At 33.4% G+C, this 26,701-nt stretch carries 10 protein-coding genes; 7 read left to right on the top strand and 3 right to left on the bottom strand.

Going from position 1 to position 26,701, the window contains the following annotated elements:
* The first annotated feature begins 83 nt into the window (after positions 1 to 83).
* Positions 84 to 1,115, top strand: coding sequence for a hypothetical protein (locus EW093_RS05630; RefSeq protein WP_149567454.1), 1,032 nt, complete (start codon positions 84 to 86; stop codon positions 1,113 to 1,115).
* On the opposite strand, the gene tnpC is transcribed toward EW093_RS05630, so the two are convergent.
* The 3 genes from tnpC to tnpA are packed head-to-tail and all read right to left on the bottom strand — an operon-like array spanning position 1,112 to position 3,325.
* Entirely contained in the window at positions 1,112 to 2,641 is a 1,530-nt protein-coding gene (gene tnpC, locus EW093_RS05625) for an IS66 family transposase (RefSeq protein WP_149567400.1), read from the bottom strand. The two genes, EW093_RS05630 and tnpC, sit on opposite strands and share 4 nt — an antisense overlap.
* Before the next feature lie 43 nt (positions 2,642 to 2,684).
* Positions 2,685 to 3,032 (bottom strand): IS66 family insertion sequence element accessory protein TnpB, encoded by a 348-nt coding sequence (gene tnpB / locus EW093_RS05620; RefSeq protein ID WP_149567401.1) that lies wholly within the window; start codon positions 3,030 to 3,032, stop codon positions 2,685 to 2,687.
* Positions 3,032 to 3,325 (bottom strand): IS66 family insertion sequence element accessory protein TnpA, encoded by a 294-nt coding sequence (gene tnpA, locus EW093_RS05615; RefSeq protein ID WP_149567402.1) that lies wholly within the window; start codon positions 3,323 to 3,325, stop codon positions 3,032 to 3,034. The genes tnpB and tnpA overlap by 1 nt, the downstream gene beginning before the upstream one ends.
* A gap of 435 nt (positions 3,326 to 3,760) precedes the next feature.
* Here tnpA and EW093_RS05610 point away from each other — a divergent pair, with 435 nt between their 5' ends.
* The 6 genes from EW093_RS05610 (at position 3,761) to EW093_RS05585 (ending at position 26,484) form a co-directional block, all read left to right on the top strand.
* On the top strand, positions 3,761 to 4,570 hold the full coding sequence (locus EW093_RS05610) for an OmpL47-type beta-barrel domain-containing protein (RefSeq protein WP_149567453.1): 810 nt from the start codon (positions 3,761 to 3,763) through the stop codon (positions 4,568 to 4,570).
* Positions 4,571 to 4,617: 47 nt separating this feature from the next.
* Positions 4,618 to 19,935, top strand: a complete 15,318-nt coding sequence (locus EW093_RS05605) for an OmpL47-type beta-barrel domain-containing protein (protein WP_149567452.1) — start codon at positions 4,618 to 4,620, stop codon at positions 19,933 to 19,935.
* On the top strand, positions 19,935 to 24,191 hold the full coding sequence (locus tag EW093_RS05600) for a hypothetical protein (protein WP_149567451.1): 4,257 nt from the start codon (positions 19,935 to 19,937) through the stop codon (positions 24,189 to 24,191). Before EW093_RS05605 ends, EW093_RS05600 begins: the two co-directional genes overlap by 1 nt.
* Positions 24,192 to 24,233: 42 nt before the next feature.
* Entirely contained in the window at positions 24,234 to 24,509 is a 276-nt protein-coding gene (locus EW093_RS05595) for a transposase (protein WP_149567450.1), read from the top strand.
* A gap of 11 nt (positions 24,510 to 24,520) precedes the next feature.
* Positions 24,521 to 25,411, top strand: coding sequence for an IS3 family transposase (locus tag EW093_RS05590; RefSeq protein ID WP_149567449.1), 891 nt, complete (start codon positions 24,521 to 24,523; stop codon positions 25,409 to 25,411).
* 95 nt (positions 25,412 to 25,506) lie between these two features.
* Positions 25,507 to 26,484, top strand: coding sequence for a hypothetical protein (locus EW093_RS05585; RefSeq protein ID WP_149567448.1), 978 nt, complete (start codon positions 25,507 to 25,509; stop codon positions 26,482 to 26,484).
* Positions 26,485 to 26,701 lie beyond the last annotated feature (217 nt).

The raw sequence follows: 26,701 nt of genomic DNA, 5'->3' as shown, positions 1-26,701 counted from the left end.
GTGCTATTTTCTATTAAAATATAATATAAAAAAATAAATTGATATAGAAATTAATATAAGTATCAAATACTAGGTAGGAAATAATGAATAAGTTTTTAGTCTCTCTTTTGTTGTTGTTGTTGTCAGTTAGCTTTCTTTATTCAAATGGTATAGCTGAAACTGAACAGTATCCTGTACAGTTCTCTGATGAAGACTCTAGCCCAGAATTATTAGTTAATAGAAATGGTGATATGCATCTCTTTTACATAGCTGGTTTAGAACTTGTCCAAGAAGTGAAAAAAGATAAATCAGATAATTTCGTCATTGTAAATCATAACTTGTTCGATAATGAAAAAATTGATAAAATAGAATCTTTAAATTTGAGTAGGAATAGTTCTTCACTTCTGGTTTTTACAAAAGATGGACTAAACAATAGTGTGTATTTACTTAGGTTTTTTGACGAAAACCTTGAAAAGATTAAATTAGTTGATAATGCAGTCGGTGAAAGTATTGAAGATTTCCGTATTATTGAAAATACTAGGACAGATTATTTGATAGCCTATAAAGTTAATGAAGTTCTATATCTCAAATCATATAATGATAATGAAGATATCAATATTGTTGTTTCGAATGATGTGTCACATTACAAAATTGATTTATTACTTCTAAAAGATAAATTTATATACCATGGGTTCATTATAAAAAATGACTTATCAATTAATTATTTTACTTTTAATAATATTGAACTGTCATTTTTACTATTAGATGACAATGTATTTTCTGAAAATCTTCATGTTACATTGATGAGTAATCCTTTGAATCAAAATAGGATATTAATTTCTAAGAAATATGGATATGAAATTTATCAAATTGATGATCTACTAACAAACTATAAAAGTGATTTTGTTAAAAATATTTATGATTCATACAGTATTTATTTTGAAGATGATCTAATCAAATCTTTTTCATATAAAGACTTAGATGGAGTCTTATATATTGACGAAAGTAACATTGTAGAAGATGTTAGAAAATATTTAGTTCTTCAAGATACTGTATACTATATAACTAAAGATAATTTGTTTTATAAATATTGTGTCCTTGATGGAAAAGTATCCGTCATTTTCTTGGGCAGTTAAAGCATAATCTTATTAACTTCTACCATATCACAATTCCAAGGGGTGAGGTGTTCCATCGATTCACCTTCTGAAAGTAAAACTACATTTTCAAAAAGCCACTTTAAATACGCGTATGGATTTAACCCATTAAGTTTAGCAGTTTCAATTATAGAGTAGAAAAAACATAGAGATTCTGCTCCTTCAGGACTTCCAGAAAATAAGAAGTTACGTCTACCCATAACCATAGGTTTTACGACTCTCTCCGCAGCATTATTATCTGGAGTTAGTTCAGCACAATCTAGATAGTTAATGATTTTATCCCACTGTCCAAGAGTATATTTCACAGCTTTTCCGAGCTTACTTTCTGGTCGAAGATTTACAGCCTTCTTGTCCAACCATTTTTTAAGGTCTTCTAAAAGAGGTTCAACCTGCTTTCTTCTGTCTGCAATAAACTCACCTGGAGTCATATTCTTAGCCCTTAGTTTTTTTTCTACGTTATATATCTTTTGGATCTTATTTATTACAACATTAGACTTATTTTTCTGTTTAGAAGCAACATAAGCATCGTACAAAGCACGCCTTGCATGAGCTAAACAGCCTACGTGAATAATATCATCATTGTCTTTAAATATTTTATCGTACCCGGGATATCCATCAGACTGGACAAAGCCGGAGAATCCTTGTGTGAAATCCTTTATATAATTGGCATTACGCGATCTATTATATTCATATAAAACAATTTCAGAGCCTACTGGACCTCCACGGGAGACCCAGATATATGAATTGCTTGAATCTAATTTCCCATCTTCTCCATGAACTTTTAAAACGGTTTCATCCATCTGGAGATAATTACCTGTTTTTATGTGGGTTTTCATAATATCATAAAGTATTTGAAGCTTTTTATATGCTTTTATAGTCCAACTAGACATATTTTGTCGGCTTATTGGGATTCCAAACCGTTCAAATCTCTTTTCCTGCCTATAAAATGGAAGATAGTCACAAATTTTATTAGTCAGGATATAAGCAAGAAGTCCTGCTGTTATTATACTACCGGGTATTAATGATGGAGCTGCAGGAGCAATTCTGAAAACTGGTTTCTCTTCATCTCCAGAACCTTCACAGTTTCTACAAGCATATTTAGGTCTTATATGTCTCTCTACATATACTTTTTCAGGTATAACCTGAATTCTCTCAGTTACAACCTCATCTATTTTCACAAGCTCATGACCACAAGCACATTTTTTATCTTCTTCTGAAATATCATGAATTATATCTTTTCTTGGAAGTTCATCACTGATAGGCTTTCTTCCCGGTTTTTTCTTTTTATATTCAGAAACAATAATCTCTTCATCAGGCTCCTCTTCCATTGGAGTTTCTTCAAACTCCTCAAAGAGTTCTTTTTGAAGAGGCATCTTTTCACTAGATTTGCCGAAATGTTTACTTCTTAATAAGCGAAGTTCATCTTCTAAAAGAGTAACCTTATTCTCAAGAGAATCTATATATTTTAAAACTTCCTCAGGTAATTCCTGCTTGTTAATATCTGTCATTACAAAAGAATTCTACAATTTTAATAATAATTATAAAACCCCTTTAGTTCATTTCTTTAAACTTTATTTCTTTATGGGCTTTCCAAAAATCAATACCATCTAAAAGTAGCTTTAACTGTTCAAAAGTTATTTCTTGAGCATCTTCCTCAGTCATTGGCCATGGGAACTTATCTTTTTCTAGTTTTTTTTGCCACATACAGAATCCATTTCGATCCCAGTAAATACACTTTAATGTTTTTCTGTTACGGCTACAAAATAGAAAAAGGCTTCCTGAACCGGAATCCATTCCCATTTCGTCTTCTGTCAGTACAGATAAGCCATTTATTTGTTTTCTCATATCTGTTACTCCAGGTCTTACATATATAGATAGGTTTGTAAAATCTAGTATCATTATATCTCTCTTATCACAGAAATAATCTGAGCTATCTTTGAAGATGATACTGTGGCGGGAATCTCTAGTTTAATACTATTTATCATTAGCAGCGTTGGTTCTAAAGGTTTCTCTGATTTCAATTTAACTTTCACAAACTTTTCTGACTCTGTTTCTTTTAATCTCCTAAGCCAATTCTGAAAGGTTGTTTGTTTAATATTTTTTTGTTTAGTAAACTCTGTTATTGTTAAACCTGATTTTTGTTGTTCTATAACTAATTGTTTTCTTTCTTCTAAAGTATATTTCGATTTCATAAATCCTCCCAAATAGAGGATGAATCACTTTTCAAAATATTTTAATGGCATATAGTTTTGACGGATACATGGAAAAACTTCCCTGATTTCAGATAAGAGTATTTTAGATTTTAAGATCTTCGATTATGATTCATTTGTTTTTATAGGTTATTTATTAGAATCTCAAGATAAATATGAAATGAATTTATTTAAACATAACTCAAACTCTATTATTAATTCATTGATTATTGATAAATTAGATATCGATTTAAGTCTTGTTGACAAATTGTTATTAGAAGTTTCCATCCTAAATAATTCTGAAATGATAAAACTTATAAAGAATCAAACTTATTTAAAAAATTATTCTATTATGATGTTAAATGAAATGAAATATAACATATATAACGAAGTATTACTTTTGAAGGAATCAAATAAATATTTTGTTGAGGTTGCTAAATGAAAAAGTTTGCACTAATTCAAGTAATACTATTATCTACCTTAAGTTTAAGTGGAACTATTTATTTTAAAGATTCTTACACCTTTAAGGGTAGTTATAAAAACGATACTTATCCCTTACAGAGTTATTTTTCTCTAGACACCATGAAAGATTGGTCATGGAATCAAAATTATCAATTTACAATTTCGGAAACAGGTACTTATGAGTTAAGAAGTCATGGTGGTAGAGTTTTTCCTCCTTCTGCAGGAAATGTAATTGTTGGTTATTACTCTTTTACGAAAGATAATACCGCTCCATCAATTTCTAGTTCAATATCTCCTTCTAGGTTGACTAATGGTAATGTTACAGTCACTGCTTCAGCTACAGATTCAGGTGTTGGTTTAGACAAGATTGAAATGAAGGTAGGATCTGGAAGTTATGCTATTAGAAGTTCTGTATCGTTAAGCTCTAATAATATTGTTACTATTAAAGCGACAGATAAATTAGGGAATTATTCAACAGAAACGGTTTCAGTATCTAATATAGATAAAGTAAACCCAACAATATCAATCAGTTCTAATAACACATTCCCCACAAAAGATTCTGTTAATGTGACTGCAACATTTTTAGATGATTATTCAGGGGTTAACACTAGAGAAGTTAAGATAGGTAATAGATCATGGGAAAGTATTGTAGCTCCATATATTACAACTTTTAGTAGCAATAATAAAATATTTTTTAGATCTATGGATAATGCAGGAAACTGGTCTAGTATCTCTTCATATGAAGTTAAAATATTGATATCACACCTCCGAGTGGTTTTACCGTAGATGGTAATGATACTTGGGGTAGTGTAAATAAAAATTTAATAATCTCTATGAGGGATGTTAATAACAACTTCTTTGATTCTGAGAATCATATTGCATCAGACTTTAGTTATGAAGGTATAGAATCTTTTGAAATATCTAATGATGAATTTAATTGGACATCTGTACCCTATGAAACAGTGCGTGAGTACAAAGATGCAGGTGGAGTAACTATTGTAGATTATGAAGTTGCAACTATAAATAAAAATAATATTAGTTCCTATGATCCATTTTGGGTAAGAGCTACTGATAAAGCTGGTAATACAACATATTCAGATATTATTATTCCTAGAGTTGATACTATAAAACCAGAAAAACCAACAACAACGTTATCAACTACAGATGTTGTTAAAGGGTCTTTAGATGTTACAATTCATGCTGAAGATCTAGGATCTGGGGTTGAGTATATTATTTATGACCTACCATATGATAAACTTGGACCGATAACACTCTACTCTGATGAAGAATCTATAGATAGTTTACACTCGGTTAGTAGAAGTTTTACAGTTACAGAAAACTGCACTGTAGAATTTAAGATTATAGATAAGGTTGGAAATTTTCGAACCGAATCTGTTAGTATTGATAATATTGATAATACTCCTCCTGAAATTATAACAACATATGATTTTGATAAGACTGTCAATAGTAATGTCTCTATACTTTTCATTGCAACAGACCGTAGCGATATTGATAGTTATAGCTGGAGATATAGTTTAAACGGTGGTAACTGGCAAAGCTCAGATGGTAGCAGTAATACAACAACACTTAACTTAAATAGCTTGGTTAATGGTTCTAATAAAATAGATATAAAAGTTAAGGATATTTTTGGTAATGAGCAAATTGTAACTGGGAAATATATGTTAGAGTATGACGATATTGAACCAGAAATAACTAAAATAGAACTATTAAATAGTGATAAAGAAATATTACAAAGTTCAAGCCAGGATATTATTCATTTTAACTGGGAGAACTCTTCATTAACATTAAAAACATTTACTAATGATTCTTCTTCCACAGTAAACTACAAATTATTAGATCATAAATATAAAACCAAAAGAGGTGAAGTTATCCTAGACGATACTGTTAAAGTTAGTGATATAAGACCTACATTTTTATCGATTTTAAATGAAGAAAATGAGAACCATTACGATATATATAGATATCAAATAGTTGCTATAGATAGTGCAGGAAATCAAAGTATAAAAGCAAAAGAAGTTACTGTGAGAATCGACAGAAAGAAGCCAGTAATCATATCTAGTGGATCTCTTGTTAATTCTAAAACAATTTCTGAAATTGTTTTAAAATCACTTCCGCTAATTAGTGACTATGGTACGCTAAGTAGCTCTTTTTCTGCTAATTACAGTAATTTAGAATATAGCTTTGATAAGTTAACCTGGACAGCATTACCTGAGGATTTAACTGTTAGGTATAGTGGTGTAGATGGTTCCCAGAAATTATATTTGCGTTATACCGATGGGGCAAATAATATTTCAGACCCTACAAGTATAGAATTTATTAAAGATACAAAGGGGCCAGAGTTTAGCTCTTTAGGACAACTAGATAATCTAGGATATCTACTAGATGGGAAACTATCATTTAAAAGTTTACCATCATGGGACGATCTTGATGTTGATATTGATACTCTTCAATATAGAATTGACGATACATGGCTTGATCTCACTACAGCTGATGGAAAAACTCAGATCGATGTAGAGAGTAGACCAGAAGGATTCTATTATATCTACTTTAGAGTTAAGGATGATGTAGGTAACTATGGAGAATCTACAGAGGGCTTAGAGTTTATAGTTGATAAAACATCCCCAGTTGCAGATTCATTCACAACATATATAAAAGAAGACGATTTATATAAAACTATTACAGAAACTGGATTTAGCAGTGATAAGGATGTATATTTAGCCCCAACAGGAAGCGATAGAGTATTAGATCGTGATGGGGATGTATCTTACTATGAGTTCTACAGTTCCAGAGATATCGATGGTGATTTTTCTCCTATTGCTTCAATATTTGAAGATGGGAAATATAAGGTAACACTACTTAATGGTGTAACATATATAAAGAGTGTAGCTATTGACTATGGAGGAAATAGATCAGAGCTAAGTAAATCACTTCCAGTAATTATTGATAGCGTTTCCCCATCTAATTTAAAAATAAAATCAACATCCCACCCTGAAGCCAACTCTGAAAGAGATACTGTCGCATTAGATGATGCCTACTTTAGTTTTAGTGCAGACGCTGGAATGGCAGGTATAAAACAGTATCATTATAAACTTTATAAAAGTGAATTTTATAGTATTTTTAGTGAATATATATCAGAAGGCACAACTATTTCAAAGCTTGAATTAGTTGGTTTAGAGGAGAATGGTTATAATGAAAATACCTCAGTATTTGAATACTACTACTTAGGAGTTGTTGCAGAGTCTAATAATGGGAAATTAAGTGAAGAAGAGGTTTATACCTTTAGAGTAGACCTCTCTAATCCAAAAAATATTAGAATAGATTCAGATACACATTCTATAGATAAAAAATACTATTCGGCAACAAAAGCACAGTTTTCATGGTTAGAACCCAAAGATTTAACAGGAATTAAAAAATACTACTATAAGTTTGTTAATATGGAAACATTTACTCAAGACCTAGATGAATATATTGCGGATCCAAATAATATAGATATACAAGGTTGGGGAGAAACTACTAAAAGAGAGAAAATTTTCGATCTTCAAAGTTTTGTTAGTCAGGGCTTAGATAAAAATTTAGAGTGTGGGCAAGTAAGTTTTATATTAGTAGCTGAGGATTGGACAGGAAAAAAGAATGCTGATTATCATACGGTATATTTTGATTCTGAAAAACCCACAATTGAACCTATTACAGATGATGATATCTACTTATCTGTAGATATTGAAGATTATGAAAATTTTAATAATTTAAACTTTACTTGGGGAGTAGTAGAAGATAATAAATCCGGAGTTGAGAGATTAACGTTTTCTTTATACTCTTTAGATAATGGATCAGAACTTATTTTTCCAGTAACAAGTGGAAAAGAGATCTTAGCCCCAGAAACAAACACATTTTCAGTTATTGGTTTAGACAAAAAAATAAAAAAATATAGAGCTCAATTAGAGATTTTTGACAAAGCAGGGAATAAAGAGATAAAACATCTTTTTTTTGATAGTGAAGGTATTATTGATACAGCGCCCGCATATTCAATTCCTTTTGATAATGAATATTATGGATATAGAGTAGTAGGGCAAACCTTAGTAGACCCAATAGCTGAACTTTTACTACCTAAAGCTTTAGGACTTAAGCAAAACAGTGTTGAAATAACTAAAGTAAACTTAGATTTTAAGGATAAATTAACAGAATTTAAAAATGGAGAATACAAACTTATTGAGTTAGAGGATAACCCTTTGGAGTTTATGATTCGTGGTTATGCACTAAAATCCTATGGTTTAGTTCTTGATGAGTTAGGTTTAGAGATTTTTGAACCGTATATTACATTACCAGAAAATAGAATAGCACAATTTAATAATAATCTATTACTATCTTCCTCAAAAAGTTTAAGTTCAGATAAGCCAATATCTGCTCTGTATACTGGATACAAACAGTTTGATAGTAGTAATAACTGGGTAATAAAATCAGATGAAGATTTAGAATTTATCTTAAGTGGAAAAAACTTAAGAATTTCCACAGGTTATTTACCTAAAGAATCTAGTAACGGGCGAGGTTTTTCTATATTTAGAAATGATAAGAGCGTGTCATTAGTAAAAATACTACTTAACTCAAACTGGAAAATATTGGAAGGAGATTTTGTAGGTAGCCCAGCAGATCCATTTACTATAGAAACAGAAAATTACAGTATTAAAGTTGAAAAAGCAATATTAAGAGAAAATAAAATAATTATTGCAGATGGCGAGTTAATAGTTCATAACCAAGAGTTTGTAGTAAGTGGAGAGATAAGTAACTCCGTAAGATTCAAAGATTTAGAGATCTCCTATGAAGGTATTGTAACTAAAGGTAAAAGTTTTAGTTTCGATAACTTCTCATATGATTACAATGGAACCAACTTTAGTGTCGATGATATAGACTTTACAGAGTATGGATTTACCACAGAAGGGTCTTTTAGTGTTGGTGATTATAATTATAGATTTAGTGGGCATACATTTAGTGGTGAATCTCTGGATGAAGATATTGCAGCAAAATTAGAGACTAGACTGGAGTTAGATTACTCTGGTTACTCGTTAACCGCTACAGATATTGAGGTTGTAGGAAGCCAAATAGAGATTAATGGAGGAATCTTAACTTTGACAGATACCTACGGTGGAGAGACAGAACTATCAGATGTTGTAAAACCGCTTATTATATCTTCTTTAGATTTTAGTGTAATAGACGAAGGTATATGGAATATAGATAATGAAATCAAGGTTGATCATAGTTTTGGTTCTGGTTTAACAGTAAAATCTTTAGGTTTAGGTTCTAACGGACTAGACTACACAATAATGTTCAGAGAAATTGAACTAGCATTAGATGATTATGTAAAAGGTGAACCATTTACTTTACATAACCTACTGTTAGATCGAGCAGGAAACCTGGGAGACTCTGATGTTACAAATAGTCACAAAGTTATTATAGAGGGATTCAACTACCAGGCTAGTAATTTACAATATATTGGTTCAGACTTTAAAATAACAGTAGGATCCCTGACACTAGATACGGCAAATCCAGATGAAAAACACCTAAATGGGTTAAAGTTTAAAGGTTTAGAGTTCTCTGGTAATGGTGTAATATACTATGGTGCTTCAGATACTGTAAAACAAATTACTAAAGATGGGTGGAACTACAGCTTAGCTGAGTTTGAGCAAAGAGCAGACGGACTATACTCTAAAGCTTCACTATCACTACCTGAGGAATATGGTAGAAGAGAGATAACTTTTAACGATTTTAACTACACCCCAGGAGGTATCTCTAACTCTGGTATTACTGATAGTAAACAGTTTATTAATATTGGAGATTGGAGAGTCTTAGCAGACAGTATCTCAGTAGATAAGAACATAATAAATATAGAATCAGGGGAGATTAGACTTTTCTCTACAATGGGTTCTCAGACTCTTCTGCTATCTTCTATTAAATTAGACTCTAATGGAACAATAGCAGAGACCATATCTGAGCCGTCAAATATAAACTTTATATCTGAGAATGGCTTTGATGTAACAGCTAGTAGTTATAAGTTAACAGATAACGGGATTCTACTATCTGGTCAGATCCTATTTCCTGAAGCCCTACAGAACCCAGAAGGTAGTGTTGGGTTAAATTATCCAGATCAAGATGTATTATTAAATGGATATGGTGAGATTATCACCTTAAAAGAGGTTGATGAAGTTGACTACTTTGTAGGTGCAATTCCCCTAAGAGGTTACGGTATTTCTATCGACTCCGATGGTCTATTAACAGATGAAAACACACTTAAAATAGTAGGATTAAACGGACATGAGTTGGGTCCAATAGAGTATTACGCTTCCGGAGAGATAAAATTTGGTGGAGAGGATTTTACTCCATTTAGCTTCAATCCAATAGGGGATGAGGTAACATTTACAGTTAAATCTATTAGATTAACAGATGATGGAATTAATCTAAGCTCATTTGTAACTCTACCAGAGAACTTTGCAGCAGAGTACATATATTTTGACCACCTTACACTCCATGGAGATGGTACAGTAACTTCCGATACAGCTGTACCTCATCTAGAATTCGATGCTTTTAATACCCATTTTAACTTTCACGATATATATCTTAATGGTGAAGGTTTCTCCATTGGTGAAGGGAATATTACTCTCCCAGACACGATGGAGAATAAAGAGGTTGAACTGACAAACTTTAAGATCAACTCTGATGGTAGCTTCGAGTTAGGAAGCTCTAGAGTAGATCCATTTGATATGTGGGGATATACATTTTATATAGACGATTTAGGATTTGGGGAGCTTCCTGTCAACACTGTTGATGGAATCTCATTCTCCGGTGGGGTTAGGCTACCTGGAGACTTTGGTGTTCAGGAGTTAGCAGGTAAGAGATTCTCTATAAAAGAGCTAGAGGTTCCATATGATATGGATCAGGGTGAGCTAAGATTCAATCTATCTCTAGATGACTCTATAGACTTTAGAATCTTTGATCAGTGGGATGCCACAATTACAGGTATTACTGTAGATCAGGACTTTAACCTTATAGTAAATGAAGGTACAGTAGATCTTCCAAAAGAGTTTAACTCAAATGGAAGTGAAAAACCGCAATTAAAAATTGAGAATATAACAATTATTCCTGAACCTACAGGAGATGAAAAGTATTTTGAGGTTAAGAGCATTAAAGCTTCTAACCTATCATACAGATATAAAGATCTGGACTTTGCACTACAGGAGTTAGCGCTAAGCGAAGAGAGAGGATTAGAGATTACAGAAGGTTCCGTATTTATACCTGAGAATGATCCAAACGATCCAAAATTCCCAGAGGGATTAGATAATACCACTTTATCCATCCATACGCTTCAGATAAAGAATGATTTCAGTGTTGGGGATTTAAGTGTGTCAGCTAGCAAAACAGAATCTCTACCTCTATTCGATGAGTTATTCTATCTAGAACCGGTGCCAACTTCAGATAGCTGGAAACTTGCCCTAATTAAAGAGGGTGATGATCTCTTTTTAGGAGCATCGGCTAGAGCTGTATTAGGTTATGATTTTCCTACAGGCATTGCTGGGAAAGCCCTAAATATTGGTGATAAGGCAGATGAGTTTGGTATAAAGGTCAATGTAACAACAGGCAGTATTGAGCGATTCGATGTTCAAGGTGACTTTGTAGATGAAAATGGTAATGGTTTTATCTTTACAATGCTTGAAAACACTGTAGAGACTAAGGGGTTAGGTCTTAAATATGCTAAAGAGACAGAGCTATTTGAACTATCTGTTACAGGTACATCTATAACCTTAGATGCCCCTAATTTACCAAACTTTTTGAAGAATACAGTAGCAACAGTTGAGACATTTACCATTGATCAAAATGGAAAAGTATCTAACTTCTACTCTACATTTGAACTAGAAGATAGAAGAGAGTTGTTTGCTGGAATCTATATGGAAAACTGGAAACTTGGGATCGATATGGATGACGACAATGGTCTCTTTACATTCTCCACCTTACCTAGTGGTGTAAATAGTAACCTTATAGAGCTAGGTTCAACATTCCCAGATGGTATAGCTGGAACTAAATCCTCTATATCTGCATTCTCTATAGATAGTAACGGAATTATTGGGGATATCGATTTCGATGTTACCTTAAGTCCTGAGTTAAAACTATTTGGTGACCTAAATGTTAGAGGTCTTTCTAATGGTGAATACGATGGTAGTAAGGGAGCAAACCTTAACTTTTTAAAATCCGATGATGGTAAATCATTTATTATAGATTTAACTGCAGCTGCAAAACTACCAGAGGGAGACGCTCTTCCAGAGGGAATAGCAGGGTTAGAGATACCTGTACATACATTTAAATTTGATGCAACAGGTAAAATATTAGCCCTCGATATGGGTGTAAGTAACCTAAATATAGATATCTATGGAGAGTTAAGTCTAGAAGATGGAACTATAAATGTACTATATGAACCTGTTGGAACTAATGATCTAGTCTTTGATTTTGGTGGTAGTATAGTAATGCCAACAGCAGTTAAGGATGGTCTTGGTGTAGATAAGTTTAATATAAACGATCTTAAAGTATCTACAAATAGTGGACTTATATCCTTTGAAGCTGGAGTAGAAGGAAATATAACAGCACCGCTATTTGCAGGTATGGATTTTGTGTTTAACGATATAACAGTTAGTAATAGTGGAATATCCCTAGTTGGACAGTTAAACCTTCCATCATCCCTTGCTGAAGGATTACCAGAATCTATTCTACTAGAGAAGTTTGTAATGGACTGGGGTGGTGATATAATAGATATATCAGCAGGAATATCTAATGCAACAGTAACTGTAGGTGGGTTTACAACAGATATAACAAACTTTGTAGTAAATGCAGACAGAATTACAATGGATACATTTAGAATTAAACTACCATCACAGATGGGTGGACAGAAGGTTGGATTTAACAATGCAGGTTTCGACTATAACGGAACATTTTTTGGGGAGTGTGTCCTAGATAAGATAGAGTCCCCAAATATTGCAGGATTTAAAATTATATTAATCGAACCAGCCTTAGATGCTGTTAACGGTAGAGTATCCTTTGATAAGGTATATTGTAAAACCCCAGACTTTGTAGGTGGAGTTGAAATAGGTATAAATGGAGTAGAAGTTACTCCATCATCATTAAACATTAGTGGTGGGGATATAGCACTACCAGACTTTACAGTTGGTGATGGAATGGGTTTTAAGGATATTAAGGTCTCATTCAGCGTTAACAAAGATAGCTACTATGTTAAAGGTGGTGGTAAATTAATAGTGCCTGGAATGGGTACATTTGGAACTAAAGTGAGCTTTACAAATCCAAGTAATTTATACCCAATAGGTTTAGAGCAGGCATACTTTTCATGGGAAGCACCAGGAGTTGGTATACCTATGGCATCAACAGGTATGTTCTTAAACGGCATAAGAGGTGGTCTAACTTTTGGTCCTCCAATAGAGATACCAAGCAGCCTACGGTCTATGTTTGATAATGGAACAAGGATACAGCTAGGTTTAACTGTTGTAGACTCAACTGGTGGATCTCAAGTAAGAGGTGATGCTGATATCTGGTTAGATATTACAGACTGGGACTGGGCATTTAGAGGAGATCTCGTTGTTCTTAACGGTACCGCTAGAGCAGAAGTACTTGCAGCAATAACAGGTAGAGGTTTTTATGGAAAACTACAGGTAACTCTTGCTGTTGTTCGTGGTACCGTCCAGGTATTTGTATATGATCAGAATGGTCAAACTATAGTCTCAGGTACAGCAGATGTCGATTTTGGAATTGAGAAAGGAGCTCTTTTTCACTCAAAACGAAAGAAACTATGGTTTGTAACAATTCCAGAGGTAAATATTCCATCTAGAACTGAGTGGTTAGCTAAAGGATACGCCCAGTTTGGTCGGTTTAAAAAGGGGTCTGGTTGGGTCGATGGAATTAAGGGTGGTATAAATATAGCATGGTTTAACTTAAATGTTTTTGCCAACTCTAATGGAAAGCTTGATCTTTGGGGTGCTAGCCAGTACACACTGTATAATCCATTTTCAAGAAGCGGGTTATCGGCTGAAAAGAATAATAACGATAGAATTTTTAACATAGATAGTAGAGGAACATCTAGTATTGCTAATAGTTACAACTTTTCTATTCCTGGGGAGAATAAGACTAAGTTAACCAGATCTGGAGTTAGTAGTGAGTCGGAGGATGTTGATACCCTAATATTCTTAGTAAACTACGGAGAAGGGGATCCTGAATTAACAGCAATAGCTGCTGATGGAACAGAGTATACTGTAGCAGACCCTAATGTAACTGTAGACAGAACAGAGTGGGGTATGTACTTTATTGTAAATAAACCTCAAGCTGGTTCCTGGACTTTAAGAGTAGATAACATGCCATCTGATGATAGTTATAGTGTTACAGTTTTTGGAAACCAGAAACAGCCAGAACTATTTGTTGATACATTCGGTTACACAAATAGATATATAACAGAGCCTTTAACAGTATCCGGGTCAACTACTGGAATGGAGGAAGGTCAAACAGTTGAGTTGTTCGCAAGAGAAGATATGAATGAATTTACAGGGTACAAGATAGCTCAGACAACATTAGATTCTAATGGTAGTTTTTCAACAAAAATTGATCCTTCAACTTTAGTAGATGGTGAAAATTATATCTATGTATCTGTAGATAACGGTATAGACGCTAACTTAATAGAGTTTATTGGTGGTTCACTACTAATTAACAACTATAAGGAACCTCTAGCTGCTGTAGATAATATATTACTATCTAAAACAAAAGATGGGGACTTAGTTGTTAGCTTTGACAAACTAGATAGTGTAAGAGTAGCTGGTTATAGTTTAACTCTAACTAATAAAAATAGTGGTGTAAGTAAAGATTTCTATCTAGGCCAGATGACTAAATTTACAATACCTGGACTAGAAAAAGATGATTATATAGCAACAATAAAAGCAAAAGACTCTAATGGTGCATATGGTGCCCAATCAATTGCTAAAGAGATATCTTTGGCTGATGTCACTGAAAATCTAAATAATATAAGAACAGAGAGAGACTCAATAATACTAGAGACAAATGTAGGGGATTCTGTTACAGATACAGTTGATATTATTGTAGATTTTCCAACAACAACAAACTCCTCCTACGATTTTATTACAGGTGAATTTAACAGCTTAACACCAGAGCAGTACGAAGAAGGTCAATCCTGGGGAATATATCCAAAATTAGATAATAGTTTAATAGATATTACCAGTGGACATGAGACTCTAAACTATACTATAGCTACAAATAGTTATACAGTACCTGGAACTTATAGTTACATATTAACTATTAACAATATGGGTAATTTGGATAACAAAATAGAGATACCTTTGACATTAAAAGTTACCCATCCTCCTGTAATGTTAGACTCAGTATCTCCAGCGATATGGAGTCAAGGTGAAACCAAGAACTTTGAGATATACGGTTCAGGTTTTGTGGATGGTACTAAACTACTACTAGATGGTGTAGAGCTTCCTACTAAAGATAAAACATTTGGACGACTAGCTGCGGATGTTCCATTTGATACGAAACAGGGAAATCGAACAATAACTGTTGTATCCCCAAGTGGTGAAGAGAACACAATTGATGTAGAAGTTGAAGGTCCTACATGGAGTATCGCAACATTCAAGGGATACTCAGTTGTTAATCCTGGTAATTCTACAAAACTAATTTTCTCTCTTTCTGGGTTAAATGATTTTAACAGTAGTGTCCCATTCACTGTTAATAACCTTCCTGAGGGTTGGAGTAGTAGTTGGTATACTACAAATGTTCTAGCAGATACACTTGAAGATATTTTAATAGATGTTCCAACAGGTACAGAACCTGGAACCTATTTCTTTACAATAGATGATATAGAAGATAACAGTATACGAGCTGAGATTAAGGTTACAAACAACACCATAAATCCAACGATTTCATCCCTATCTAACTACTCAATACTAACAGGTGATGAGTTATCTATCTTTGGGTTTGGTTTCTCAGAAACTTCAGAAGTTTATATAGGTGATACTAAACAGGAAGTAACTGGAAGAGATCTAGATATCCTAACAATCAAAATTTCAAACTCAACTCTAAGTGGTGATATTAGAGTAGTAGAAGGAACAACCACTTCTAACACTATATCCCTACATGTTAAAGAGAGAGGATACAAGATATATCCAGAAGATGATGACTATAGAATGCAACCAGGTGAGTCTAAAGATGTTAATGTTGTTATTTCTGGGTACTCAGAGTATGTAAACCTAGAAGTAGATAACCAATCAGAGGCTATTACAGCCTACATTGCAGATAGTTACCTTAAACTAAATGGTGAGACTACACTATCTATAACACTGGCCCACTCAATTCCTAATGGAACATACCCAATTTCAATAGTTGGTACCGATGGTGATATTAGAGTAGAGAAGGTTATTGAGGTACAGGTCGGTGATGCATTCGTATTCACTACCCAGTCTATCCCATCATTTATGGAGGGTGTCGACTCTAGCTTCCAACTTATAACAGAGAACGGTGAAGGTGAAACCCAGTACACACTCCAGGAAGAGGACGACCTTCCAGCAGGATTAACCCTATCTAAGTCAGGATTAATCTCTGGTAAGGCAAACTTTGGTGCTGAGAATAAAATAGTTGTAGTTCTTGCAAAAGATGAAACAGGTAGAGTTATAACTAAAGAGTTTAAAATAACAATTGAGGAGAACTCCTGGTCATTATCTGGTAAAGATGGTGGTAACTCTAGATACAACCCAACACCATCACCAGCTGATAACAGAGTTAAATGGAATACAAAGACACAGCAAATGGCTACTAAGATTCTAATTGGTAACAACAAAGTCTTCGCCCTAGGGGATAACGGTATAAACGTACTATCAGCAACATCAGGTATGCCTCTATACACTATAGATGGTGAGTTCTCTGACTACTTCTATAGCTCAGAAACCCTATTCACATTAGATAAAGATAATAACTTTACTGCATGGGAAGTGAGTTTAGGTAATAAGAAGTGGAGTAGAGATGGTGTTACAAACTTCTCCACAGATGGTTTTAACCTACTACTGGAAACAGAAGTTGAGACATTAGTCATTAACCTAACAGATGGTCAGTTAACTAACCAGTTAGATATAACATTAGACAACACTATCTGGTTTAAAAACCAACTTTACAGAACAGGTAAAGGTAGCCTACAACTACTAGTAGAGAACAGTTGGGTAGAGGTTTACGACTCTATAGCAGATATAGAAAAGGTTGTAACAGACTCTAATAACATAGTCTTACTATCAAAAATTGGTGATTTAACAATTTTAGATGAGAACTACAAACAAGTAGTAACAAAACAGATCATACTAACAGATGGAGAGCTAGTTCTAACTGATAAAAACATCTTAATTTTAGTTGATGGTCTAACCCATATCTATAACAAAACAACCTTAGATAAGGAGATAACTACTCCTACAATTAGTGGGACTATAATATCTGCTAAAGAGAAGTTCTTTGTAGCAGGAGATAGAGGACTAGAGGCTAAAAACATCTACAACGGTAAGAACATCTGGACAATTCAGGAACCACAACATGATGCTGTAATAGTAGGTGAAGAGTTATTCACTATAGATCAGGCTGGGGTAGTTACATGTTACAACGGTAGAGATAATATCTTCTCTCCAACTACAACAATTGTGTCTAACCCAGCAACACCTGATGGTAACAACGACTACTACAGAACAACACCTATAGTAGAACTAAACATCAACGATCCTGAGACTTTTGTTAAAGAGGGCAACTACAAGTACAATAGTTCCATATTCAAAAACTACACAGAAGGGCTAAACCTACCAGATGGTGAATATTCATTCTCTGGTTACGGTGTAGACTCTAACGGCCTAAGAGGATTAACAGAGTCTAGATACTTTAAAGTTGATACCTCAATACCTGTTACTACAAACCTAATAACAGCTCAAGAAGGATTAAACGGTTACACTATATCTAATGTAATCTACAACCTATCTGCAACAGATGAAACTAGCGGAGTAGAGTATATTCACTATGAGTTAAATGGGGATAAACATATCTACAGTAGAGCTGTAGAGATTACTGAAGAGGGTGATTACACATTCTCATGGTATGCAGAGGATAGAGCTGGAAACCTAGAAGAGATAAAAACTGACGAAAGAATTATAGACCTTAATAATCCAACAATAGAGTATGAGATCTACGAAGATGATGAGTTTAGTACAGTCTACTTAAGTGCTACAGATTCATATAGTGGGGTTAATAGAATAGAGTACAGAGTTAATGGTGCTGATGTTCAAAACTACTTAGACCCAATTAACCTACCTGCTGGGATTATGTATGATATTACATTCCGGTCTGTAGATAACGCTGGTAGGGATTCTGGTTGGAACGCTATAGTTCTTGATCTATCTGATGTAGAACCTGTAGACCTAATTAAAGAGTTCAAATACTCATGGGGTAGTGGTAATAGATATGTTAATAGGGATGTACAAGTTGGAGATCCACTATATATCTTTAAAAACAGAGGGAACGAGAAAAAGTTTGGTAAGTATAACAAAATAGAGTCTCTACCTGACTACTTAATAGGTGGAGAGATGCTTGTAGGTAACTACAATGATAAATATGCCTGGGATAAAAAGTTCATAACAATAACAGCAGGAACAACTATCGACCTATATGTTCTTAGAAACAAATACTCCAGACTAGAGCTAGATGATACCTGGACACTAGTAGATAGTGATGTAGATATCTCCCAGTACGCCTTTGTAGGTGGGGCGGACATCTACCACAGAGTTGTTACAGCAGACAATTATGCAACTATTACAGGAACAGCAATGTGGCAACAGGGTGGTGCAAACATAGTAATTGCTAAGAGAAACTTAGCTGCAGACTTAACTATCTTTAGTCCTAACCCTTCTAAAGATCTAACTCCTTTAAGTTTTAACTGGTACTCAGCATCTAACATTAAAGGTCAGATAAATAGATCATGGTCTTACAAACTAGGGGATAACCAAGAGGTAGAACTAGGTTCTAACTTTAGTGGTGAGTTCAACTTACCATATGTAGATGAGGATACGACTCTAGAACTAATTGTTAAGGTTGAAGCTAATAACCCAGTAGACCCAACAATAACTGACACTATAACTACTAGTAGATTTTACAACGTAATTAACCGTGGTGAAGTTAAGATATTAGAACCTGTTTCTGGTTCACAGGTACTAAACAATAGACCAACACCTATTAACTACAAAGTAATAAACTTTAACAATGAAGAGATAGAAGCTAACATCAACTGGTCTGTAGATAACGGAACAATAACAAATAACCAGTTATTACCTAACATTACAGGGCTAACGACTATAACCTCTAGCTTTAATATCTACCAAGATTATATTAAAGAGTCTACAACAACTCTAAACATAGTTGATAACTACACTACAGAAACCTTTGACTTTGGTCAAAACCTGGTAACAACTTACCAAGAACAAGAAAACGGTAGGTTCTACGGTTTTAACAAGGACTATAGACATAGAGTTGGTGAGACTACTTACATAGATATTCCAGAGGGTAAGTACTGGAGTAATAACAAGATAACCAAAGAGTATATCGCCTTTGAAGATGGTGACTCCTTTGAATACCTTGTAAATAACGGGTTATACAGGGTTAAAGCTCTAGTTGGTCCAATAGTAAGGTACGATAAACAATCTATAACTATAGAGGGTATTAAAACAGAGATACCTACAGAGAGACAATCTAGATACTTTTATATAGAACTAACTGCAGACGTAGTAGATAACAAGCTAACAATAACTGGTTCACAAAACCTACAGTTACTTGAACTAGAAGTAACCAGGGTAGAAGAACCAATAGAAACAACTATTACCAAACTAGAGAACAGGAGAGTAATAAAAGACATGAAGTGGTACCAATGGAACCCAGACCATTACTTCCCCGAGTTAGACTGGTTTAACTCAGACAAGAAGAATAAGTACAACCACAGAACAAACAGTATGAGAGTCTGGTCGGAACAAGTTCCTGCTCGACCAAGCGATCGGGGGAACAGATAATGAAAAACATAAAAAGAATACTACTACTAATTACAATGATAACTCTGTCTCTCTCGTTATTTGGAAAAAGTGGTTCAGAAACTGCAAAGAGTGATGATGGTAAAGCAGAACTAGCAGTTTCTGCAGAGAACAGATACGGTAAAATAGTCTATAAGTTTCATAACTTAGATCAAGATGAAGCTGTTAAATATGTAATAGTGAAGGTCGGTGATACGTTATATGATCAAGATGGTAATGTTATTTATGATAATGTTGAACTTAAACAAAAACTTACATCAATTACTACCACAGAGACTAAAACTATTACTATAAATGATGAGGAATCAACAACTTCTAAGGGTACAGTTGAAGTAGACAGTGCACTGTTTGCTGAGTTTAATTCAAATGGAGATGTTGAAGTCTCAGTTGATACATCTCTAAACAAAGTAAAATTAACTGTATGGACTATAACCCAGAGTGGAAAAGTATATAATATTGATACGAATGTTTCTCCTAACTTTTTTAGTGGTGAAGAAGAATTTTTTAATTCATTCTTTGGTGATGATAGTACTCTAACTTATGAACAACAAATTATTTTCTTCTTATCCACATTCTTTATAACAGAGAATGAAGATGCTGGTGGTAATGTAACTGGTATTACAGAAACAGCAGAGAGGTCTAATTTTATAGATAATGCTACAGCACTTTTTAGTGATATTAACTCATCCAGTATTCCATCTGTATCAGATTATATAACCGCTGAGAACTTTAATGATAAATATTATGAACTATTAAAGCATCAGAATAAGTTTAAAGCAGCTTTTGCATCCCACTTTATTCTAGGAAAAGAGAGTGTAATAAGTAAATTGAGTGAGGAGTTCTCAAATAGAACAGCTAAACTACCTTTCTTAGATATAAATGAGAAATCATTTGACTCGATATATGGTAATAAGAACCCATATATAGCTATATACCTTAACTATATTGCAACTGAAGTGGAGAATGGTAAGAGTTCAAAACCTGTACTATCATATTTAATAAATAAGAAAGTTAATGAAAACAATACAGATGAGATAAAGTATAACTACAACCAATACAGACAAGTTACTGAACAAGAGGGAATTGATATTGCAGAGTCAGCACTTAAGTATATGACATGGGCTCTAGAGTATACTCCTGGTGTTAGATCGGAAGATGAGAATAATAAATCTGACTATAAAGTATATGCTACAAACTCAGTTGAAGTTAAAGAGTGGGTTAACGGAGCTTTACTTAATGTGTCAAACAGATCAAATAATTACTTTAATGGTGAGGTTAAAATATTCAATAGACCTAGTGTAGTTGAAGAAAACTCTCCATTAGGTAAAATATATGATAAAAACCTAATTACATCTCCTTATAGTAACTCTCAGGGTAACCCAATAGCATACTCTGCTATGGGTATAGATACACCTAAAACATTTAACTACAAATTATATAAACAGAATCTAGCTAGAAGATGGTTGATGGAGAAGTATATAGGGGATGTATATACCTTGGATAACTATCCAGCATTTGCAAATGGTACTTTTTCAACAACTATGGCAACAAGTTCATATTACGATAGTTATGTGGATGAGATAGATCTATATAGAGAAGCGGGAATTACATTAAAGAAAGATGCTGGTGCTGGTAAATATGAAACAGCTCTACCAAGTATAGATTCTACATTTTATGAGATAGAACCATATCTACCTGGTGTAAGATCAGAGACAGAACAACTGTATTCTACTGATCAAAATAGTCTTTACCACCCTAATAAATCAGCAGGTGTTGACTCATTAGGTCTACTTATGGGTTCTCTTACCATGACTAATATAGCAGGTGATTACCTAAACGTATTTAACACTAAAATAGATGAAGAGTTAGATGCAAACTATATCCAGAAAAATCCTAGCTACCATGTATTAGATATTAATGATCAACTTAAGAAACCATATAGATTTACAAAGGCAGACTTAGAGAGATCTACGATTCTACTACCAGATCTATCAATGGCTAGACCTGGAGACATACTGGTTAACTACACTAACAAAGAACCAATGATTGGTGTAATAATATCTGCTGACTTTACAGGTCTAGATTCTAACTCAACTGTTGAAGATTATATGAAGAAAATATTAGTAGTATCTATCAACAGTGGTTTTAGAATGGCTAATGTAGGTGTCTGGTTATCTGAGGAAGGTGTCTATGGAGGTTTTGCTAAACCTGGTGAAGAGAAAAAATATCACCTAAGAAGAATGTTAGTTAAACCAACAACTTCAGGTGACAACATTTCATATGTTAATGATAACTTTGAGTTCTTTGATACTGAGTTAATTGAGTTAGATGTTGAAGTTGATTATAAAAGTGTTAATGGTGATGAGATCAATTTAATTCCTAATACTGGTGAACTTTTAATTATAGAGAAAATAGAAATTAAAGGTAACTATGGGGATGATCCTGAAAAGTTAAAAGAAGAAGATCGAAATGTAACGATATTACCTCCTCTTGATCCGTATAATACTAATATGAGGGGAACATTTACTAATGATAGTGAAAAATTAGCTGCAATTACAGCTGATAAGTCTAATATATATAGAAATAAAGGTAAGGGATATAAGTTTTATGCTACTGATGGAGTAAATCATATACTTCTTGCTACATTTACTCTAAAAGGTAATATTACTAATCATGAAGAGGGTAAAAGTCCTTATGATATAGAATACAATCAAGATATATTTAAGAACTCATTGGGACAGGTTAAAGATGGTTTTAAGTTAGCTGTAGAATCTAACCAGTTAAAGTTTACTGTTTATGGAGAAACTAATACATTATATAATCAATTCTCAATAAGACCTATAAATGAGAAGGTAAGAGCAGGTGATGATCTTCAACTTAGATTTGCTCTACAGAATAACTATGAGATTAGTGGAAAAACAAAAGTTCATGATTACATATCGTTATACGATAAGAAAATGATATGGAGAGCGAATCTTTACATAAATGAAGGTAAAGGTGAAGCTGACTGGAATAATAACTTTCCATGGAATGCTCCTCCAGTTAAAGAAGATGCTGAAGAAGTTATGGGTGAATATAAAGTAGGAGAAGATGTAAAAACTAGGTTTCTAACATCAACTCAGGTAATGGATACTGAAGAGAGTATATGGTATGGACCAAATGAGTGGAATAGAGTTTATGATTTTGAAAAGCTTGTAAATGAATTTCATGATAAACAGGATGATTTTGATATAACCAATATATCAACAGATGATAACAAGTTAGAACAAGGTAATGGTACTCAGAGTGTAATCTCTATAAATTCATCAACCTGGTCAATAAATCATAGTGCAGGAGTAAACCAAGCTAACAAAGTCGCTTATGATTGGATTGGAATGGATGGACCTTTTGAGTTCAACTTTAAAACAGATAATCAGAGAAAATTACTCAATTACTACTTTAAAGAAAACGGAGACTATGTTGCTGGTGGTACTAGCAACTTACAAGAAGTAACACTAACATGGGATTCAACAACTGCACCTGAAGAGTTATATGCTAACTATATCCATAGTTCTACAAAATATACACTTTCGACTTTATCCGAAGCAGATGAAGAAGGTAATTATCCACTAACTCTAGATTCAATAATCAAATCGATTACTGGTGAGCAGAAAACAATCAGTGGGAAAGATTACTATGCTTATCTACCTTCACTATCTAATAATGTTTCTGATCAAATGGGAGGTGGTGCATGGCCTAAGGATATATCAGCAGGATATACAGCTGGTACAGATTGTATAGGTTTTGTAAAGAATTCAGCTAGTTATTTAGGTAATAAGTATGGAGAAGGCACTCATATATGGGGGAATATTATTCCAGCAACATGGGGAGAAAGTAGAATAGATACTTATTACCCTTATTATGATAGGAGCTCATACCTAATTAAGAAAAAAGGTGAGAAAGTTCGAATAGGTATTGATGACGAGGGTATACCTATTTTAGAGTATGACTTTTCAGATATTAAAGTAGGAGATCTACTTTACTATTGTAATAAATCTAAAGAAGCAACACCTACAGAACCTGCGGTTCCAGCAAGTGATGGGACATATGGAGGTATGCATGTTATGATGATATATGAGATAGCAAATGACGGTGATAGTATAAATGAGTCAGATATTAAATTGATTGAGTCTACAGATTGGAACACTTATGGGTATGTCAGGAAAGAAAAAACATTGAATGATGGAGGATTATTATAAAAGTGCAGTCTAAAATATCCGAAAAAATATAAAGGGGTATAAATGACAACGTACAGTAAAGAATTTAAAGATCAGGCTCTAAAATTATCTGATGAAATAGGATTAAAAAAAGCTTCAGATCAACTTGGAGTAAAGTATAGCACACTTTCAGGTTGGAGAAGGAACAGGAGTAAAAAGAGTATAAATGTAGTTCAAAAAGATACAACTCCAATGACAGATAGAGAACTAAAAATGCAAAAAGAGATTCAAGAGCTAAAGCAAGCTAATGAAATTTTAAAGGATGCTCTTGGTTTTTTTGCCAAAGACCGGAAGAAGTAACAAAAAAAGAGATTTTTGCATATATAAAAGATCAAAGTGTTGAAGAATCAATACCAGTTATAAAAATGTGCAAATCTCTAAATGTCAGTGAGACGGGTTTTTATAAATGGAAAAGGAATAGAAACCGTCCTAAAGCATGGCAACTTCTTCTGGTCCAAATGCATGAGATTTTAGATGAACATCCAGATAATGAGAATTATGGAATCGAGAGGATGCAGTTAGCTTTGAAGCAAAAAGGTATAATAAAATGTTCCAGATCAACTGTAATTAGAGCAATGAGGAAGGGAAATCTTCTTCATAAGAGTAGAAGAAGCCCTAATGGACTTACAAAATCTGATAAAAAAGCAAATAGACCGGATAATGTTATCAAAAGGGATTTTACAGCTTCTAAACCAAACGAGAAGTGGTTGACTGATATTACAGAAATACCTTGCTCTGATGGAAAGTTGTATGTAGCTCCAATATTTGACTGTTTTGGAGGAGAAATAATAAGTCTAGCTATGGATAGTCATATGAGAAAAGAATTATGTATAAATGCAGTCAAGGAGGCATATAAGTTAAGAAATCCAGGGAATGGAGTCATCATCCATAGTGATGCTGGATCGCAGTATACAAGTGAAAAATATAAAAATACGCTTGGGGGATTTAAAGCTATTCAGAGTATGAGTGATGTAGGTAAATGCTATGATAACAGTCGTATGGAAAGTTTTTTTGCAACTCTAAAAAAAGAGAAAGTATATAAGATTAATACTAAAAAGTTGAAAAGAGAGGAAGTAAAAACTATAGTCTGGAGATATGTGATGACATATTATAATCGTCAAAGGATTTGTACTGTAAATGAAGGTGGATTTCCTCCAACTGTATTTAGGGAGATGATTACGGAGAAACTTACAGCTGCATAAATATTAAATTTTAGGTATTTATGACTGCACTGATATTGAATAATTCATGATAAAATAGATAATAACTGGTACATTGTAAGGTTACGGAGGGAGTTATGAAAAAAATAGGATTATTTATTTTAGTAATACTAATATCTATGGATATGTTGGTTGCAGAATCAAAATTTGAAATTGATTTTGTAACTTCATATAAAACAGGTAAAGGTATTAATGAGTTTGCAACAGTATATAATAAATACTTAATTGATGGAGCAGGAGACGGTCCATCTATAATTTATTATGATGAATCAAAAAAAGTTTTTTATATATCTGATGGTTATAATAAAAGGTTGTCAGTATATGATTTTAACTTTAAACAGATTGACGAAATAGATATTAGTAATGATATATATTTAGAATACCCTCATTCTATCCAGATTTATAAAGAAGGATTTATTTTATATCAAAAATATATAGGATTTACATATCACACTTGGGATGGTGAGCTACAATGGCAGATGAATTTTGTAGAAAAGTATTATGATAATAAACTAGAGAATAATAACTTTTATTATGATGAAGATAATGGAATCATCCTGTTTTATATGATAGATGGTGAAGTTATTTGCTTTAGTAGTCTAACAAAAGATAGTAATGGTTTCGTTACTACAAAAGGTCGAGACCAAATAAATATTTTAATAAAGAATAAAGATATTTCAAATATTAAGATTTCTGAATCAAATAAGATTCTTGTTGATAACAAAATTAAATCTATATCTGGAAATGATATACTTGATAAAGATAACGATAATGGAAAGCGTATTTACATTGGAAGAAATAAAAATAATTATATATATTGGACAGATGCAGATAGAAGAATACGTATATATGATAGCTCTAAAACTTTTATTATTAGTGAAATATATAGGGAAGGTTACATAACAGGTGGTAGTTATATGCCTGGGATTCATCCAAGTGGTGATATACTATATTTAATATATAATAGTCATGAGGTAGCTTTAAAAAGAATAATAAATACTTGGGATCCTAAGCTAAGAGAACAATGGTATAAAGATCACCCAAATGCTAAATAATTAAAGAGCGACAGATGTATGCACATTGCCCTGCGAAATGGATACGCAGGGCAATGTGCATATATCTGTTAGCCAAACAAACTTGTTTGGTCGGTGCGAAGCGTAGCCTGGAGCAGCCAGGTAGTAACTTCAGTTACTATTCGCCCAAAAACTTAAAAATACTATGAATTATTAAAGCATCAGAATAAGTTTAAAGCAGCTTTTGCATCCCACTTTA

Origin of the sequence: Thiospirochaeta perfilievii (genome assembly GCF_008329945.1) — a bacterium.
Taxonomy (GTDB): domain Bacteria; phylum Spirochaetota; class Spirochaetia; order DSM-2461; family DSM-2461; genus Thiospirochaeta; species Thiospirochaeta perfilievii.
This window is presented reverse-complemented; position numbering and strand designations above follow the sequence as displayed.